Source organism: Streptomyces sp. DG1A-41, from assembly GCF_037055355.1.
In the GTDB taxonomy this organism is placed as follows: domain Bacteria; phylum Actinomycetota; class Actinomycetes; order Streptomycetales; family Streptomycetaceae; genus Streptomyces.
This window is the reverse complement of sequence record NZ_CP146350.1, coordinates 7,337,848-7,355,934: the sequence shown is the minus strand read 5'-3', so window position 1 is coordinate 7,355,934 and position 18,087 is coordinate 7,337,848. Positions and strand designations below refer to the sequence as shown.

The 18,087-nt window shown below is 73.0% G+C and carries 13 protein-coding genes and 2 pseudogenes; 5 read left to right on the top strand and 10 right to left on the bottom strand.

Going from position 1 to position 18,087, the window contains the following annotated elements; all coding sequences use genetic code 11:
- Positions 1–606, bottom strand: a complete 606-nt coding sequence (locus tag V8690_RS34240) for a (2Fe-2S)-binding protein (RefSeq protein WP_338783949.1) — start codon at positions 604–606, stop codon at positions 1–3.
- Positions 606–1,495, bottom strand: a pseudogene (locus V8690_RS34235) (xanthine dehydrogenase family protein subunit M). Before V8690_RS34235 ends, V8690_RS34240 begins: the two are co-directional and overlap by 1 nt.
- Positions 1,496–1,870: 375 nt before the next feature.
- Here V8690_RS34235 and V8690_RS34230 point away from each other — a divergent pair.
- Positions 1,871–3,544 (top strand): PucR family transcriptional regulator ligand-binding domain-containing protein, encoded by a 1,674-nt coding sequence (locus V8690_RS34230; protein WP_338783948.1) that lies wholly within the window; start codon positions 1,871–1,873, stop codon positions 3,542–3,544.
- A gap of 175 nt (positions 3,545–3,719) precedes the next feature.
- Positions 3,720–4,493, top strand: coding sequence for a hypothetical protein (locus tag V8690_RS34225; protein WP_338783947.1), 774 nt, complete (start codon positions 3,720–3,722; stop codon positions 4,491–4,493).
- A gap of 175 nt (positions 4,494–4,668) precedes the next feature.
- Here V8690_RS34225 and V8690_RS34220 read toward each other — a convergent pair whose 3' ends face one another.
- Positions 4,669–5,544 (bottom strand): GntR family transcriptional regulator, encoded by an 876-nt coding sequence (locus V8690_RS34220; protein ID WP_338783946.1) that lies wholly within the window; start codon positions 5,542–5,544, stop codon positions 4,669–4,671.
- A gap of 130 nt (positions 5,545–5,674) precedes the next feature.
- Between V8690_RS34220 and V8690_RS34215 the strand changes: the two genes are divergently transcribed.
- Positions 5,675–6,526 (top strand): (2Fe-2S)-binding protein, encoded by an 852-nt coding sequence (locus V8690_RS34215; RefSeq protein WP_338783945.1) that lies wholly within the window; start codon positions 5,675–5,677, stop codon positions 6,524–6,526.
- Positions 6,527–6,843: 317 nt separating this feature from the next.
- Positions 6,844–7,884 carry a DUF2637 domain-containing protein gene (locus V8690_RS34210; protein WP_338783944.1) on the top strand — a complete coding sequence of 347 codons (1,041 nt, stop codon included), beginning with the start codon at positions 6,844–6,846 and terminating at the stop codon, positions 7,882–7,884.
- Positions 7,885–7,947: 63 nt separating this feature from the next.
- Here V8690_RS34210 and V8690_RS34205 read toward each other — a convergent pair whose 3' ends face one another.
- A complete protein-coding gene (locus V8690_RS34205; RefSeq protein ID WP_338785546.1) occupies positions 7,948–8,370 on the bottom strand; it encodes an ATP-binding protein in 423 nt (140 codons plus the stop codon).
- Positions 8,371–9,240: 870 nt separating this feature from the next.
- Complete coding sequence (locus tag V8690_RS34200) at positions 9,241–11,034, bottom strand: protein phosphatase 2C domain-containing protein (protein WP_338783943.1); 1,794 nt, start codon at positions 11,032–11,034, stop codon at positions 9,241–9,243.
- 211 nt (positions 11,035–11,245) lie between these two features.
- Here V8690_RS34200 and V8690_RS34195 point away from each other — a divergent pair, with 211 nt between their 5' ends.
- Complete coding sequence (locus V8690_RS34195) at positions 11,246–11,728, top strand: DUF456 domain-containing protein (RefSeq protein ID WP_338783942.1); 483 nt, start codon at positions 11,246–11,248, stop codon at positions 11,726–11,728.
- On the opposite strand, the gene V8690_RS34190 is transcribed toward V8690_RS34195, so the two are convergent.
- The 5 genes and pseudogenes from V8690_RS34190 to V8690_RS34170 form a co-directional block, all read right to left on the bottom strand.
- Complete coding sequence (locus V8690_RS34190; protein ID WP_338783941.1) at positions 11,725–12,210, bottom strand: methylated-DNA--[protein]-cysteine S-methyltransferase; 486 nt, start codon at positions 12,208–12,210, stop codon at positions 11,725–11,727. The genes V8690_RS34195 and V8690_RS34190 overlap by 4 nt on opposite strands.
- Positions 12,210–13,648 (bottom strand): annotated as a pseudogene (locus V8690_RS34185) (AlkA N-terminal domain-containing protein). Before V8690_RS34185 ends, V8690_RS34190 begins: the two are co-directional and overlap by 1 nt.
- A gap of 72 nt (positions 13,649–13,720) precedes the next feature.
- Complete coding sequence (gene rsgA / locus V8690_RS34180; protein ID WP_338783940.1) at positions 13,721–14,827, bottom strand: ribosome small subunit-dependent GTPase A; 1,107 nt, start codon at positions 14,825–14,827, stop codon at positions 13,721–13,723.
- A gap of 203 nt (positions 14,828–15,030) precedes the next feature.
- Entirely contained in the window at positions 15,031–16,521 is a 1,491-nt protein-coding gene (locus V8690_RS34175) for a cellulose-binding domain-containing protein (RefSeq protein WP_338783939.1), read from the bottom strand.
- A gap of 234 nt (positions 16,522–16,755) precedes the next feature.
- The gene (locus tag V8690_RS34170) at positions 16,756–18,081 is read right to left on the bottom strand and encodes a radical SAM protein (RefSeq protein WP_338783938.1); all 1,326 of its coding nucleotides are present in this window, start codon (positions 18,079–18,081) and stop codon (positions 16,756–16,758) included.
- Positions 18,082–18,087 lie beyond the last annotated feature (6 nt).

Genomic DNA, 18,087 nt, shown 5'->3' with positions numbered 1-18,087 from the left:
TCAGACCGCCTCTCCCTGCCGGGCGGCCGCCAGGCGGACCGCGTCCATGATCTTCTCGTAGCCGGTGCAGCGGCACAGGTTGCCCGACAGGGCCTCGCGGATGTCCGCGTCGGTCGGGGTCGGGTTGCGCTCCAGCATCTCGTCGGCGGCGACCAGCAGACCCGGCGTGCAGAAGCCGCACTGGACGGCGCCGGCGTCGATGAACGCCTGCTGGATCGGGGAGAGTTCGGTGCCCTCGCCGGTCTGCGAGTCGCCCTTGGCCTCCCTCCCCCAGGCTTCGCCCGGGGGGACCCCCGGCTGGGCGTTCTGGAGGGACGTACCGCAGGCGCCGGTCGCGCAGCCGCCCTCGGCGCGCTGCTTGGCGTAGTCCGCGAGGCCCTCGACGGTGACGACCTCGCGGCCCTCCACCTGACCCGCCGCCACCAGGCACGAACACACCGGCACACCGTCCAGCCGGACCGTGCACGACCCGCACTCGCCCTGCTCGCAGGCGTTCTTCGAGCCCGGCAGACCGAGCCGCTCCCTCAGCACGTACAGCAGGGACTCGCCCTCCCACACGTCGTCGGCTTCCTGCGGGCGGCCGTTGACCGTGAAGTTGACGCGCATTACGCAGCTCCCTCGGTGATGCGGCGGGTGCCGCGGTAGGACTCCCAGGTCCAGGTCAGCGTGCGGCGGGCCATCACGCCGACCGCGTGGCGGCGGTAGCTCGCGGTGCCGCGGACGTCGTCGATCGGGTTGCAGGAGGCGGAGCACAGGTCCGCGAACTGCTTGGCGACGGACGGGGTGATGATCTTCCCGTTGTCCCAGAAGCCGCCCTCCTCCAGGGCGGCGTTCAGAAACTCCTCGGCCGCCTTGGCCCGGATGGGCGTAGGGGCGGCCGAACCGATGCCGGTCCGTACGGTCCGCGTCTCGGGGTGCAGCGCCAGCCCGAAGGCGCACACGGCGATGACCATCGCGTTCCTGGTCCCCACCTTGGAGAACTGCTGCGGCCCGTCGGCCTTCTTCACGTGCACGGCCCGGATCAGCTCGTCGGGGGCCAGCGCGTTGCGCTTGACGCCCTTGTAGAACTCGTCGACCGGGATACGCCGCGACCCGCGCACCGACTCGACCTCGACCTCGGCACCCGCGGCCAGCAGGGCGGGGTGGGCGTCGCCGGCCGGGGAGGCGGTGCCGAGGTTGCCGCCGACGCCGCCGCGGTTGCGGATCTGCGGGGAGGCGACCGTGTGCGAGGCCAGGGCCAGCCCCGGCAGCTCGGCGCGCAGCTGCTCCATGATCTTCGTGTACGGCACGGAGGCACCCAGCCGCACGCTCTCCTCGCCGACCTCCCACTCGGAGAGGTCGCCGATGCGGTTCAGGTCCATGAGGTACTCGGCAGGCGGTGGTCGAAGTTGATCTCGACCATCACGTCGGTGCCACCCGCGATCGGCACAGCGGTGGGATGCTCGGCTTTCGCGGCGAGCGCCTCCTCCCAGCTGGCGGGGCGAAGGAAGTCCATGACCGGCTCTCTTCTTCGTCTTCGTGTGGGCGTTCAGATTGAGCCAATCCGTGTGCGGCGGTCCCGGCTCGTTCATGTGCTGTCAACGCGTAGTGGACTCAGTACACAGGGCGGTGTCCGGCGGGGTCAGTCACGGAAACCATGAAGGAGTTGGCTGGCCAGGACGGGCATCTTGTAGATTCGTATGAACGGAGGCCATCCGAAACCTCCTCGTTTCCCTGTGGAAACGCGCGACACAGCCGCGTGACCTGGGACACAGCCGGGACACGGCCTGAGGGCGGCGAACCCCGCCCACCAGTCCACCGAACAGACGTTCACCGCATACCCCACCAAGATCCACCATAGATTTCGAGACAAAGAACGGCGGCGACGAGAATGCGGCTGCGCGCACTGCTGGACACCGATGCGCTGGGCCTCAGGCTGCTCGGCGGCGAGGACGAGCTGGACCGCACCGTGCGCGGTGTGATGACCACCGACCTGCGCGACCCCAGCCGCTACCTCTCGGGCGGCGAGCTGGTGCTCACGGGCCTGGCCTGGCGCCGGGACGCCGCGGACTCGGAGCCGTTCGTCCGGATCCTGGCGCAGGAGGGAGTCACGGCCCTCGCCGCGGGCGAGGCCGAGCTCGGCGACGTGCCGGAGGACCTGGTCGCGGCCTGCGCCCGCCACCGCCTCCCGCTCTTCGCGGTGCACGAGTCGGTGGCGTTCGCGACGATCACCGAGCACGTCGTACGGCAGGTCTCCGGCGAGCGCGCCGGAGACCTCGCGGCCGTGGTCGACCGCCACCGCCGGATGATGACGTCGGGCCCGGCGGGCGGCGGCCCGGACGTGGTCCTGGACCTGCTGGGCTCGGATCTGGACCTGCGCGCCTGGGTCCTCTCCCCCACCGGCCGCCTGATCGCGGGCCCGAAGACCTCGGGCCCCGCCCTCCCCGCCGAGGCCTGCGGCCGGCTGGCGGCGGAACACCTGACCGCGACCCGCACGGGCCGCCGCGCCCCGCACCGCGTCCTCCTGGGCACCACCACCTACTCCCTCTTCCCGATCCGCTCGACGGGCCGCTCCCCGCAGACCGCCCGGGACGCCCGCGAGACCGTGCTGTCCGACTGGCTGCTGGCGGTCGAGGCGGACGCCGGGGACTGGGCGGAGGAGCGCCTCGACCTGCTGTACGGCGTCACCCAGCTGATCGCGGTCGAGCGGGACCGCCGCGACGCCGCCCGCACGGTCCGCCGCCGCCTCGCCCAGGAGGTCCTGGAACTGGTCCAGACGGGCGCGGCCCCCGCCGAGATCGCCGCACGCCTGCGGGTGGCCGCCCCGGTCCTGCTGCCCGGCCTCGGCGCCGCGCCGCACTGGCAGGTGGTCGTGGCCCGCGTCGACTGGGACGGCGCCGAGATCGAGGAGGGCCCGGCCGCCCAGGCCCTGCTGGAGGAGATCCTCGTCGACCCCCTGACGGCCTGCCCGGAGCACTCCGACCGCATCGCCGTGGCCCACACGGGCGACGAGGCCATCGCCCTCGTCCCGCTCCCCGCCGTCCCGGCGGAGCAGGACGGCTCGGAGACCGGCGTCCTCGCGGACGCGCTCCTGGAGTCCGTACGGGACCCCCTGACGGCCGGCCTGGACGACGACGGCCGCCTCACGCTCGGCGTCAGCGCGGCCGTGCACTCTGCGGAGGGCCTGCGCGGCGCGCTGGAGGAGGCCCGCCACGCCCGCCGGGTGGCGGCGGCCCGCCCCGGCCGGGTCTGCGCGGCGGGCCACCAGGAACTGGCCTCCCACGTCCTCCTGCTGCCCTTCGTCCCGGACGACGTCCGCCGCGCCTTCACGGCCCGCCTCCTGGACCCCCTCCGGGACTACGACCGCCGCCACCGCGCCGAGCTGATCCCCACCCTGGAGGCCTTCCTGGACTGCGACGGCTCCTGGACCCGCTGCGCCACCCGGCTCCACCTCCACGTCAACACGCTGCGCTACCGGGTGGGCCGCATCGAGCAGTTGACGAGCCGTGACCTGTCACGCCTGGAGGACAAGCTGGACTTCTTCCTGGCCCTGCGGATGAGCTGAGACGCGGGGTTCCCGGCCCGGACACGGGGCGCCCCGGAGTCCGTACCGGCGACCAACGACTTTGTGAAATCCTTCACCCACCCTCTTGGCCCGGCGCCGCGATTCGTGCTGAGATGCCGCCACCACTCAACAGCTCGATGGCGTGCTCGGGGAGGGCAACGTGGCGCATTCCGCCATGTCTGGTAACGGAACGACCGCCGGTGACGATCCCCTCCAGACCGCGGTATGGCGGCTGCGCTCACGCGCGTGCTGGGCCGACGCGGCCGCCCTGCTGCTGCCGGCCACCCCCGCGGCGGCGCTGCAACGCGCATCGCTGCTGGTGGAGCGGTGTCTGTACACGGAGCAGGGCTGGGAGGAGGCCGAGGACGCCCTGCGCACCGCCGAGGCGCTGGCCCACAGCGACGACGAACGGGGCGCGGCCGCTTGTGAACGCGGGTACTTGGCCTACGCCGCGACGCTGCTCGCGGTGCGCGACCGGGCCGACGAGGCGCGGGCGGCGCTGGGGCGGGCTGCGGCGCTGATCCCTCCGGGGGCTCCGCAGCGGTCCCTGCTGGACTTCCGCCGCGGGTTGCTCGCGGAGAACCTGACGCGTTCCCCGCAGGCGGCGCGGGCGGCGTATCGCCGAGCGCACGCGGGGGCGACGGCGCAGTCCGACCCGCTGCTGCTGTCCTTCACGTGGCGGCACCTGGCAGGACTCGCCTTGCGGGACGGGGAATTGGCGGAGGCGCGGCACGGTTTCACGGAGTCGCTGCGGATTCGCGAGGAGCTGGGTTATCTCGTCGGAACGGCGCCGGCGCTGGTGTCGCTCGCCGACACGGAGACCGAGCCGGAGGCATCCCGGCTCCGCGAGGAGGCTCGGCGGTTGTTCCGGTTGCTCGGGGGTGTGCCGACGTGGTTGGCGCGGCAGTTGGCACCGGCGCCTCCGCCGGCGGGGGCGGCGACGGCTTGACGGCATGGAAAGGTGACCGGCGTTGTCGCCCGGGCCGGCGGGTGCGCAACTCGGCGCGACGAGGTGCCGCTTCATCGGGACGGGTGCCGCCCTGAGTGGCACGATTGCCCGCAGCTAGGGCGGATCCGCACCCGCGTCCCCGGCCCAGAACCCGCGAACAGACTCAGGCCTTCGTTCAGCCGGCGCCCGTGAAGTGCTCCCCGACCAGCGACCGCACCACGTCCAGGTCGCGGGCGATCAACGCGTCCAGCAACGCCGTGTGTTCGTGCGCGTCCGCCACCAGATCGGCCCTGCCCCGCAGCCCCGGCCCGCTTCCCACCAGCGGCCACTGCGCCCGCCGGTGCAGGTCCTCCGCGATCTGGACCAGCTGCTCGTTGCCCGAGAGGGAGAGTACGGCCCGGTGGAACCTCCGGTCGGACTCGACGTAGGTCGCGCGGCAGCCGGAGGACGCCGCGCGGACCGTCGCCTCGGCGAGGGGACGCAGCTCGGCCCAGCGTTCCGCCGGCACCGTCCGGGCCAGCCGCAGCATCACCGGCACCTCGATCAGCGCCCGCACCTCGGCCAGCTCGGCCAGCTCCCGCGCCCCCCGCTCGACCACCCGGAACCCACGGTTCGGCACGACCTCGACGGCACCCTCGATGGCCAGCTGCTGCATGGCTTCCCGCACGGGCGTCGCCGAGACCCCGAACCGCTCGCCCAGCACCGGCGCCGAGTACACCTCCCCGGGCCTGAGATCCCCGGCCACCAGCGCGGCCCGCAGCGCGTCCACGATCTGCCCGCGCACCGAGGACCGCTGGACGACCGACCGGCCCCGCGGAGCGGACGGCAGGGCCGGCTCGCTGTGCGTGTGCTCCCCCCGCACCACCTCGGCGGCCCCACTGACCCCAGGCGTCACCCGACCCGCATTTGGGCCCGCATCCGCCACCCCAGGCTGCCGCGGCACCCTGACCTGTCCATCCGGCACATCCGCCCTCGGTGCCTCCGCCCCGGCGGAGCCCTGCGCGCCCTGCTTCACGGCTCCTCCTCCGGACGTATCGGTACTTGGGGTCATTACGACGGGTTGTTACTCGTCCGTCAAGCACCATAAGCGCACCGGCCGCCAGTTCAAATCCCAGCGATCTTGAGTAAGGTTAGGCTTACCTTCAAGCGACCCCGTTCAACAGACGCGGACCGGTGATCACATGCCCCTGCCCCCTTCGGCCCTCTCCGGCGCGTACGCCCGTCTGGCCGAGGTCCTCCCGGGGCTGGCCATCACCGAACTCACCGCCGAGGACGAGGCTCCCCGGGGCGGCAACTGGACCACCGCCGCCGCGCTCGCGGAAGCCGGCCCCGGCCTCGACGCCTTCCTGTCCTGGGACGACGCCCAGATCCGCCGGGACTACGACCAGCAGGCACGCCCCGACGTGATCGCCAGTTTCGGCCTGCACCGATACGCCTGGCCCGCCTGCCTCCTGATCACCGTCCCCTGGTTCCTGCACCGCCGCGTGCCCCGCTACCCCGTGACGCACGTCTCGTACGACCGCACGGCCCCCGCCCACCCCGTCGGCCACCTGGCCGTCCGCCCGGCCGGCTTCGCCTGCCTGCCCGGCGACGAGGCCGCCGTGCTGCCCGGCACCCGGGTCGTCCCGGACGAGGAGGCGCTGCGGGCCGAGGTGCGGTCGGCGGTCGCCGAGCACATGGAGCCGGTCCTGGCCGGTTTCGGCCCCAGGATGCGGCGCCGCGGCCGGGCCCTGTGGGGCATGGCGACGGACGAGATCGTCGAGGGGCTCTGGTACGTCGCCCAGTTGCTCGGCGAGACGGAGGAGCGGCGTGCGATGCGCGAGCTGGAGCTGCTCCTGCCGGGCGCGACCAAGCCGTACGTGGGCACGGCGGCCTTCCGCGAGCTGACCGGCCCCGGGGGCGAGCCGCTGCGCACCCGGGACCGCGCGAGCTGCTGCATGTTCTACACACTGCGCCCCGAGGACACCTGCGCCACCTGCCCGCGCACGTGCGACGCCGACCGGGTCACCAAGCTGCTGGCCACGGCCGGTTGAGGCATCGCGGGCGGACAGACACGGGCGGAGCAGCCCCCAACACCCCGTAGGATCATCACCTGACCGGGCACCCACATGCCCGCAACCGATTCACAACTTCCTCACAGGTCACAGGAACTTTCCGGAGAACCACCGGTACGGGTAGTCTTCTTCGAACTCAACTCTCGCCCCTCAAGCGGCAGTTCGAGCAGAATGCCGCCCTGGGCAATCCCTTGCAATTCCTTGGCGGCCTCTTGCCCCGAAACCCCCTGAGGGCCGGTGGGATTGGGCCACTATGGCGGGCGTTACGCCCTATCCCAATGCAAGGGACCACCCAGATGAGACTGACCGACATATCGCTGAACTGGCTGCTTCCGGGCGCCGTGCTTCTCCTGGGCATGCTGGCGGCGGTGGCGGTGCTCGCGCGCGGCAAGCGCTCCTCGGTCAAAGACACGAGCGCGGACGATTCCTGGGAGCGCAGCGAGGAACGCCGCAGACGCAAGGAGGCCGTCTACGGCACCGTCTCCTACGTCCTTCTGTTCTGCTGCGCGGCCGTCGCCGCCGCGCTTTCCTTCCACGGCCTGGTCGGCTTCGGCGAGCAGAACCTCGGCCTTTCCGACGGCTGGCAGTACCTCGTCCCGTTCGGCCTGGACGGCGCGGCGATGTTCTGCTCCGTCCTCGCGGTGCGCGAGGCCAGCCACGGTGACGCCGCGCTCGGCTCCCGGATACTTGTCTGGACGTTCGCCTTCGCCGCGGCCTGGTTCAACTGGGTGCACGCGCCCAGGGGCGCCGGCCACGCGGGTGCCCCCCACTTCTTCGCGGGCATGTCGCTGTCGGCGGCGGTGCTCTTCGACCGCGCGCTGAAGCAGACCCGCCGGGCCGCCCTGCGGGAGCAGGGCCTGGTGCCGCGCCCGCTGCCGCAGATCCGTATCGTGCGCTGGCTGCGAGCCCCCCGGGAGACGTACCGTGCTTGGTCGCTGATGCTGCTGGAGGGTGTGCGCAGCCTGGACGAGGCGGTCGACGAGGTGCGCGAGGACAAGCGCAAGAAGGACGCCGACCGGCAGCGGCGCCGCGACCAGCAGCGCGTGGAGCGGGCCCAGCTGAAGGCGATCAGCCGCGGCCACCGCGGCTACCTCGGCCGCGGTGGCGGCCGGCAGCTGGAGGTGCAGGTGGAGCGCGGCTCCTCGCAGGTCTCCGCGGAGCCTGCCATATCCGGGCCGGAGCAACTGCCCGCCCGCTCGCGTCCCTCCCTTCAGCCCGTTCGCCGCGGAGCTGACCCGGTGACCGTCGACCTCACCGCGGAGGACGACACCATGGCGCTGCCGCGCCTCGATTCCCTGGAGCGCAAGCTCAAGGACCTGGAGCAGCAGTTCGGCTGACCGAGCCGCACAGATCCGGGAGGGGGGCGTGGCCTGCGGGCCGCGCCCCTTCTCCGTCTCCGTTCACGCCGCCTCGGCGTCCAGCTCGAACCAGACGGCCTTGCCCACTCCGTGTGCCCTGACCCCCCAGGCGTCCGCGAGGGACTGCACCAGGAACAGGCCCCTGCCGTTCGTACCGTTGTCGGCGACCGGTACGCGCAACCGGGGTCTGCGGGCCACGAAGTCCCGTACCTCCACCCGTAGTCCACGGGGTCCGACGGTGGCCGTCAGGACCGCGTCGTGGTCGGTGTGGACGATCGCGTTGGTGACGAGTTCGCTGGTGAGCAGTTCCGCCACGTCCGATCGTGCGGTCCTCCCCCACTGCCCGAGCAGCTCCCGCAGGGCCCTGCGGGCCTCCGGTACGGCCCGCAGGTCCGCCCGCCCGAGTCTGCGCCTCAACTGAGGCGCCGACACCTGCTCCGTGACGTCTTCGGCCTTGTCCTCCACCGTCTTCACCGAGAAGGCCCCGATCGTTATGGGGCCGCCCCCTCGTGCCTGCCTCTCCATGACCCCCGCCCGCGCGCCGATGTCGGTTCCCCTCCTGCTCGAACACGTTCACGGGGATCCATGCCCCGTCGGGCACGCGGCAGTCATGCCGAATCGTCAACGCCCGGATGTTCGGCCACATGCCCGGGACCGGCGGGCCGGGCGGAGGGGCCCGGAACAGTACGGCGGCGCGCAGAAGGGGGACAAGAGGATAGCCGGAAGACGTCCTGCGGCGGTTCCTGACCGCCGGAGATCGGACGAACTGCCGATGGCCGGCTGCCGATCCTTCCGTACGCGGCGAAGGAGTGGGGCGGCGGGTCCCCGCGCGCGGCGGTCCGGTGAAGTTGGCCGAAGTACGACGGTCTCCCCGGGGTTCCCGGCCGGTACGGGGCCGGCCTCCCGCCTCCCCGTGGCGGGAGGCCGGCCCGGGTCCTCTCCGGTGGCCGCCCGGTCGGTACAGCTTGTCGACGGCGGTGGTCGTCGTCACCCCGGGCAACTGCCTCACCGGCAAGCGGCCTTCTCCCCCCGCCACTTCGTAGAAGAGGCGGTCCCCGCCCCCTCCCCCGGGTGCCACGGCGCCCCCAGGCGGAACGACCCCGGACACGCCCCTCGCCTGGTCCGCCATTCCCAGGCCTGGAGCCCGGCTGCGGTCACGACTACGTCAGCGCCAAGCCGCCGCAGCAGGTCCCCCCTTTCCCGCCCTCGGCGGGAGCTGCGCGTAGGCGTGATGGGGCGTACGGCGCCCGCGCAGGGCAACGCCTACGCCGTGGAACAGGGCTGCGGCCGTTCGATCGCCCCGCGCCGGCTCTCCCGTCTGCCGCATCCGCTCCGTCACGCCTCCCAGACGGCCGCGGCCGTACGGTCGTCCGCGTACCCCTTGACCCGTACTTGGGAGTCCGCGAGGAACGCGGCGAGGCCGGGCGGCTCGGGGCGGGACCATCGCTCGGCGAGGTAGTCACCCAGTTCGGGTTCGCCGCGCAGCGGGTCGGCGAGGCCGCCGCTGCACACGAGGAGCGTGTCCCCCGGGCGGGCGACGGAGGCGCGGAAGCGGAAGGGTTCGCGGGGTGGTTCCGGGGCCGGTTCGTAGGGGCTGGGCGGGGACGGGATGCCCAGGTCCATGGTGAGCCGGTCGCCCTCGGACGTCTCGGAGGGCGGCGATCCGAAGCCCACGACGGGTTCGCCCCTGATCTCGGCGACCTGCGGTTCGATGTCCTGCCACTCTCCGTCCCGCAACCGGAACAGCCCGCCGGGCCCGACGCCGAAGAAGACGCGCGTACGGCACTCGGGGTCGGCGGGCAGCAGCAGACAGCGCAGGCCGGCCGCGTACTCCTCCGGGTCGACGCCCTGTTCGGCGGCGCTGGCGCGGAGCTTGCCGAGGCTGCGGTCGGTGAGGCGGTGCAGCCCTGACTTCAGGTCACCGCGCCGCCCCGCCCTTATGTCCTCCACGAGCCGCGCGTGGCTGCGCCCGACGGCCCGCCCGATCCAGTGACAGGCCTCGGCGGCGGCCCGGTGCGACCCCGGCGTGGCCCGGGCCCCGGTCGCCATGGCCACCAGCAGCAACGCCTGCTCGCCGGTGCCGAACCGCGCGGTCAGCAATGAGTCCCGCCTCGGCTCCCCCCGATACCGCGCGGAGTCCCCCCGTACGGACACGGCCCGCACCGTGCAAACCCCGTACCGGGCCCCGTCGAGCACGGTGTCCGCGACGAGGTCGTCCAGATCATCGGGGTCGGCGAGGGGGAGGGCAGTGGGTTCGGCGTCGTAGGTGGGCGGCCGTGAACCGACGTAGCCACGGGGCCGGGGGGCGGACGCGGGGCGCTCGAAGGCAGGTTCGGGTTGGTCGGGCGGTGTTGGGGGCGGCGGATCGGCGGGGCGTGGTGGTGAGGGCGGCGAGTCGGCTGGGGCGCGGGATGCGGTCCCGCCGGGCCGGGGGACGCGGAGCGCGGCCTCGTCGGGATCGGTCTCGGGGGCCTCAGCGCCGCCCGGGTCGGGGGCACCGGCCGCATCCCCGCCGGGGCCGGGCTCGGCTGTCGGGGCTGTGGGACCCCTGGGCGGGGCGCCCGCCGTGGTGGAACGGGCCTCGGGGCTCGGCCAGAAGGGAGGGGCCGGGGGTGGCGGGGGGACGGTCGGTGGGGCGGGGGGCGTCCGCGCGGTGGGGATCGTCGCCGCGGGGGGCTCCCCCGGGCTGTCCGACTGGCTGTGGGGCCTGGACGACCCGGCCGCACCGCCCGTGGGCGTTGGCCCGCCCGTCCGTGTCCGCTCACCGTCTCCGGGTGCCCGCTGTCGTCCCTGCCGTTTCGCCGCGGTCGGGAAGGTCACCGGGCCCGTGGGCCGCGCGGGCGGTGGTTCCCAGGGTGCGCGCTGCGGTGACGGGCCTGAGGCAGGTGGGGTGTCCATGATGTCGTCGGCCCCGACCCGAGGCGCCGGAACCACTGGCTCCGAGACGGCCCTCGCGCCCGCCCCGGCTCCCGGCACACCCCGGTCGCCCACCGCCCCCGCCGCCGAGGCGAAGCGGTCGTCGAGGGAATCGGGTGCGGGTGCGGGGCCCGTGTCGCCGGTGGAGTCGTCGTACAGCTGCCCCCACCAGTCGTCGTCGGGACCGGTGGGCCTTCCCCCCTGCTGGCTCATGCCCCTAATTGTCCACCGCACGGGCCGGATGAAAACGGGGCTTGTGGAAAAAACCGGCCTTCCACGGCACCGCGAACGGCGCGTCGAGTGAGCCGTAGAACGGTCATGCGATAGGGGGCGTACCGGCGGCCACGACCGGCTGACCTGCGGGTCTTGACCACGACCACGCTTCTGACCTGCACCTTCTCCCGTGTTCCGGCAGGCTGGTGAGATGGGAGTGTGGGACCTCCTGCTGGTCGGGCTGGTCATCCTGCTCGGTCTGTACGGAGTGCTGCTGCCCGCGGTGCCGGGGTCGCTGCTGGTGTGGGCCGCGGTCATGTGGTGGGCGCTGAAGGATCCGCAGCCCGTCGCCTGGTGGGTCCTGGTGGGAGCCACGGCCCTGATGTTCGTCTCCCAGGGCGTGCGCTGGGCCCTGCCACCCCGGCGACTGGGCGGAAGCGGAGCCACCCACCGCATGCTGGCCTACGCCGGAGCGGGATCCACCCTCGGCTTCGTACTGATCCCCGTGCTCGGCGCTGTCCCCGGCTTCCTGGCCGGCATCTACCTCGCCGAACGCCTCCGCCTCGGCCGGCACGCCGAAGCCGTCGCGGCCCTGCGCACGGCGATGCGCTCGGGCGGCTCCAGCGTGCTGACGGAACTGTTCACCTGCCAGCTGATCGCGGCGGCCTGGGTGGGGGTCGTTGTCGGCTCCTAGAGGACACCCTCGTGCGTCAGCAGCCGTACCTTGCGCTCCAGGCCTCCCGCATACCCGGTCAGTGTCCCGTCGGCCCCGATCACCCGGTGGCACGGGCGGACGACCAGCAGCGGATTGGCGCCGATCGCCCCGCCGACGGCCCGCACGGCCGCTCTGGGCGCTCCGATGCGCGCGGCGATCTCGCCGTAGGTCACGGTCGAGCCGTACGGGATGTCGTCCAGCACGGCCCAGACCTTCTCCCGGAAGACGGAGCCGTCGGTGCGCCACGTCAGCCGGAACTCCTTCAGTTCCCCGGCGAAGTAGGCGGCGAGCTGTTCCTCGGCCTCACGGAAGGGCCCCCGGTCCTGCCGCCAGACGTCCCGCACCTCGCGTCCGCCCTTCTGCCCGGGCACGGACAGCGAGGTCAGCGCGCCGTCCGGGGCGGCGGTGAGGAGCAGCGGCCCGAGCGGGGAGGCCACGTTCGTCCAGTACGTCGAGGTCATCACAACTCCCATTTCCCCGCTGCGCGCAGGTGGTTCAGGGCGTACGAGCGCCAGGGGCGCCAGCTGTCGGGGACGTCGGCGCCGGGTGGGGCCACGTCCGGGTCGCCGAGGGCGCGCGTGCGGATCTCGGCGATGGTGCGGGCGTCCAGGCCGGGCACGGCACGCAGGGCGTCCTGCGCGTCGTCCCGGTCGGCGCCGGGGTCCAGGCGTACGGCGTGGTCGGCGAGGGCGGCGGTGAGCGCGCCGAGGGTGCCGCCGGGTTCCGCGCCGGCCAGGACGGCCGGCTGGGGAAGAGGTGGGTGAGACTGCCGCAGGGGGCGTCCAGGGCCTTGCCGTAGCGCCGCACGAGTCGCTCCGCCTCCGCCCGGCCGACCAGCGCGCGGACCGCGAGCTCCTCCGGGTCGGCGGTGCCCGGCGAGCGCAGGCCGGGACGGGCGGCGACCAGGGGTGCGAGCCCCGGGTCGGCGCCGAGGCGCTCGTCGACGGCGTAGGGATCGGCGTCGAGGTCGAACTGCCTCCGCAGCCGCTGCACGGCGGTGGTGAGGTCGCGGGGGTCGGTGAGGTGCAACCGGGCGTCGAGCCAGCCGCCCGGGTGGGCGCCGGACCCGGTCCGGGCGGTGCCGGGGCGTTCGTCGACGGCGACGATGCCGGTGCCGTACGGGAGGCGGAGCGTGCGCCGGTAGGTGCGCGCGCCGGGCGGGCCGCCGACCTCTTCGATGCCGGGCACGGCCTCGCGTTCCAGCAGGTCGAAGACGGGGCCGGCCTGGTAGGGGCCGCGGTGGGCGAGCCGTAGCGGGATCCCGGCGTTCGGGGTGGCCGTACGACGGGCCCGGCCGCTCTTCGGTGCGGCGGCGGCGCGCAGCTCGCTCGGGGTCGACGCGTACACGGCCCGGATGGTGTCGTTGAACTGCCGCACGCTGGCGAAGCCCGACGCGAACGCGATCTCGGTGATCGGCAGATCGGTGGTCTGCACGAGGACGCGCGCGGTGTGGGCCCGCTGGGCCCGGGCGAGGGCGACCGGCCCGGCGCCGAGCTCCGCGGTGAGCTGCCGCTGCACCTGCCGGGAGCTGTAGCCGAGCCGTCCGGCGAGCCCGGCGACGCCCTCCCGGTCGACCACGCCGTCGGCGATCAGCCGCATGGCCCGGCCCACCACGTCCGCGCGGACGTTCCACTCGGCGGAGCCGGGCACGGCGTCCGGGCGGCACCGCCGGCAGGCCCGGAAGCCCGAGCCCTGCGCGGCGGCGGCCGTGGCGAAGAACCGTACGTTGGCCCGCTTCGGGGTGACCGCGGGGCAGCTGGGCCGACAGTAGATGCCGGTCGTCTCGACGGCGAAGAAGAAGGCACCGTCGAAACGCCCGTCACGACTGCGCACGGCTTCGTACCTGGGGTCCTCCCCCGTGTCTTCGGTGTCTTCGTCCCTTGTGTCTTCGTCCCTCACGCTGCCCAGTCTCCGCCGTCGACGGGGATGCCGCTGGCGGAAATCGGACACGGCACTCCGGGCACCGGGCGGCTACGAACGCCAGTGCGGTCCGCGCTTCGCCTCCATCGCGGCCTTTCCGATGGCGCCCTTCCGCTTCCAGTCCTTGCGGATCTCCGCCCGGAGCCGGGCGTCCGTCTTGGCGACGATGCGCTGGTTCTCCCGCAGGAGCTTGCGGTAGCTGTGCAGCCGCCGCTCGGGCAGGTCACCGTCCTCGACGGCGGCCAGCACGGCACACCCCGGCTCGGCTTCGTGGGCGCAGTCGTGGAAGCGGCAGCGCTCGGCCAGTTCCTCGATCTCGGAGAACACCTGCCCGACGCCGCCCTCGGCGTCCCAGAGCCCGACGCCCCGCAGTCCTGGTGTGTCGATCAGGACGCCCCCGCCGGGCAGGGCGAGCAGATTGCGGGTGGTCGTGGTGTGGCGGCCCTTGCCGTCGACGTCCCGGGTGGCCTGAACCGTCATGACGTCCTCGCCGACCAGCGCGTTGGCGAGGGTCGACTTGCCCGCGCCGGACTGCCCGAGCAGCACGGACGTACCACCGCCGACGATCGCCGCGACCACGTCCAGCCCGTCCCCCTCACGGGCACTGACCGGCACGACCGGCACGCCGGGCGCGCTGGTCTCCACGTCCTGGACGAGGTGGGCGACGGTGACGGCGTCCGGCACGAGGTCGGCCTTGGTGAGGACGACGACGGGCTGGGCTCCGGACTCCCAGGCGAGTGCGAGGAACCGTTCGATGCGGCCGAGGTCGAGCTCGACGGCGAGGGGCACGGCGACGATGGCGTGGTCGACGTTGGCCGCGAGGATCTGCCCCTCGGACCGCTTGGAGGAGGTGGAGCGGACGAACGCGGTGCGGCGCGGCAGGTACGCGCGGACGTAGCGCGGGTTCCCGCCGGGTTCGACGGCGACCCAGTCGCCGGTGCAGACGACCCGCATCGGGTCGTGCGGGGTGACGAACGCGGTGTCGGCCCGCAGCACCCCGTCGGCGGTGACGACGTCGCACTGCCCGCGGTCGACCCGGACCACGCGTCCGGGCAGCAGTCCTTCGGTGTCGTAGGGGGCGAACTCGTCCGCCCACGCGTCGTCCCAGCCGTAGGGAGCGAGCGCGGAGGAAACGGGTGAAGCAGAGCTGGAAGTCAAGGGTGACCCTTCCCAGGTCGGCCCCCGGCCCGACAGTCGGTCGGATCAGCCGGCGGCCACGGAGGTGGACTTGATGGACTGGATGCGGGCAGCGCCCATCGCGATGACAGCCATCGGTCAACACCTCCTCGATCCTCGACTCTCGTGATCCCTCGGCACTTCGTGGAACCGCCGTCACGGTATCCCGTCACGGCTCCGTCGCGTCAACTGCTTTTCGCGCAACCCTGGCCGTTCAGCGTGAAGTCGTACGGCGGGGAGTTCTTGCCGTGCCAGGAGGCGAGGAAGCCGAAGGCCAGGTCGCCGCCCGCGGGGACCGACTTGTTGTAGTCGGCGGCGGTGGCGGTGACACGGGAGCCCTCCTGGGAGACGGAGGCGTCCCACATCTGGCCGACGTACTGGCCGTCGCGGAAGGACCAGGACACGCGCCAGGAGTCGAGGGCCTTGCTGCTGGTGACGGTGACGGTGGCCTGGAAGCCGTCGGGCCACTGGTTGACCAGGTCGTACTCGACCCGGCAGGTGGGATCCTCGCTCTCGTCGTCTTCCGTGGGAGAGGAGGTGCCCTGCGGTTCGGTGTGGCGGTTTCTGCCCTCCGGCTTGCCGGGCTTCTCCGGCTTACTCGTGTCCTCGGTGGCGTTGTCGGCCGGCTTCGAGGTCGCGGGAGGCAGGGTGGGGCCGGACGGCAGGGGCGGCTCGGGGTTGGGGTCGGCCACCGGCTGACGGCCTGCGTCGCCGCGTGCCCCGAGGTCGTCGCCGGAGCCGCCGAACGGCATCATCGAGACGCCGAGCGCGAGGACGGAGACCAGGACGGCGGCGACGAGGAGGCCGCTGCGGGCGACGCGCGCCTTCTGCTCCCCGTCCTCCGGTTCGCCGGTCGCCTTGTCCGCCCGGCCGGGCCGGCCCGCGCCGAGCCGTACCTCGGCGGCGCGGCGGCGGCGCTCCAGGTAGGCGAGGCCGCCCCAGCCGATCACCCCGCCGGCCAGGGCCCCGGGCAGTCCGCCGCCGTGCAGGCGCAGACAGGCGGCGGCCTCGGCGCACTGGACGCAGGTGGCGAGGTGCCGGGAGAGGTCGCCCGGGGCGTCGGCGGCGGAGGAGCGGGTGACGGCGTCCAGCAGCCGGGCGTAGCTGCGGCACTGGGCGTCCATGGGTGTGTCGAGGTGGTTGCGGTGGCAGCGGTCCCGGAACAGGGTGCGCACCTGCTGGAGTTCGTCGGCGGCGGTGGCCGGGTCGAGGCCCAGGCGGCGGGCGGCCACGGGCAGCGGCAGCGCCTCCACCTCGGCCAGCCACAGCAGTTCCGCGTCGGCCTGCTGGAGGTCGCGCAGGCCGCGCAGCGCGAGCGGGCGCGTCAGGGGCGGGCCGGTGTAGCGGGCGGCCTTGTCCGAGTTGAGCCACAGGCGCAGGTCGGGGTCGAGTTTGTGGCCCTGCCCCTCCTCTTCCCACGCCGCGGCCGTGGTGCGTACGGCGGTCAGCAGCAGGGGTATCCGGGGCAACCGGGCCGCGCGGCGGCCGGCGCTGCGCACCGGGCCGGTTTCGGCCGCGCGGGCCTCACGCGTGCCGTGCGCGAACGCCTCACGGCCCAGTTGCGCGGCGGCGGTCGAGCCGGACGTGCACAGGTCGGCGTACGCGAGGACCGCGTCCCAGCACTCGGAGAACAGCGCGGCCTCGGCGGCGTCCTGAGGGGTCGGCAGGTCGGGCATGGGTCTCCTGCATCCACAAGCGAGGTCAACTCACCGTATTGGCAACGGAGTTGGGGGAACCTCGAGGCAGGGCAAGAGCTTTTCACGCCGCCCACACAACTGACAAGCGCCCTGTTCAGATATCAGGACAGGGCGGCGTGCCCCCACGGCTCCGGTGTCGGTATGCCGTACGGGCACAACCGCCCTGTGACTCAACGCCGTACCGCAATGATGGACGACGTCATCGAAGCGTTATCAAACAGCGGTGGGTTCGTCCGCCGGGAGGCTGTCCATGAAGGAGCTGACCGAGAAGACCGCGCGGCCGGCGCCGGGGGGACCGTAGCCGGGGGGCGAGGAGAGGCCGAAGTCCTCCATGGTCTGCCGGTACGCCTGGAGCAGGCGGATGTGGTACTCCAGGGGCGCGCCCTGGGGGTTGGCCTTGCCGAGGGGTGTCGTGGGCTCCGGGCACCAGGTGGTGAAGCGGGGCGTGATGCCGTGCGACATGAAGAAGCGCAGGCCCTCGGTGGTGGAGGCGATGGCCTCGTCGACCGTGGTGAAGCCGAACGGCTCGGCCATCTCCACGCCCGCCACGAAGTTGGGGATGACGTTGCGCGCGCCGAAGACGTCCGCCGAGTCGAGGATGCGCTTGTGCCACTCGTCTCGGCCGACGTACCGCTCCTTGCCTGGGCAGTACATCTTGAACAGGTACTCGTCCCACACCTCGTAGTTGGGGTGGTAAATCTGCACGCCGTAGTCCTTGAAGCGCTGGACGTCGTCGCGCGGCAGCGCCTGGGCCACGACCTTGCCGATCCAGCGGCCGGGGAAGCGCTCCTCGATGGCCTTGGCGTAGTGGCCGTAGAAGTCGGCCTCGTCGCGGCCCGCGACCGTCTTGGTGATGGCGCCGCCGGTGAGGGTGTAGGCGGTGGAGGCCTTCGCCGTGTCGTAGCGGTCGATGATCTCCAGGGCCTCAAGGACCTCCTCGACGTCCTTCACGCCGGTGTACGGGCGCCCGGCGGCCTTGTGCTGGCGCCAGTTGTGGTTGATGTCGCAGTACTGGCACTCCTCCTTGGCGCCGAAGTACTGGCAGACCCGGAAGACGGTCAGGTAGATCAGGTAGCCCCACTGGATGGTCGGGGCCACCTCCATGACCGACTTCCCGCTCGCGAGGGTGTGCCGGTAGTACTCGGGCATCGGCGGCACGCCGACGTCGGAGATCCGCTTGCCGTCGAGGTAGAGGCCGAGCACACCGTCCTCGCCCGCGGCGACGCGGTACGGCGAGGCCGGGTTCACGCGCACCGAGACGACGGTCCGGCGCAGGTCGTACGGGCCGCCGGTGAGGATGATCTCCTCCGGCGGCCGGCGCAGCGCGGCCTCGCCCAGCTCGGGCAGGGTGCCGTGGTCGAAGGAGAAGATGAAGTACGACTTCGGCTTGACCTCACCGCCCTCGTTGTCGCTGAGCGCGGACGGGTCGAAGGCCACACCGCCGCGGAGCAGGTCCTCCTTGAAGACGGCCTCCCGCGGGACGTGCGGGAATCGCTCCATCAGATCCTCGACCAGCGCGGTACGGCTGCCGCTGCCCATCCCGAC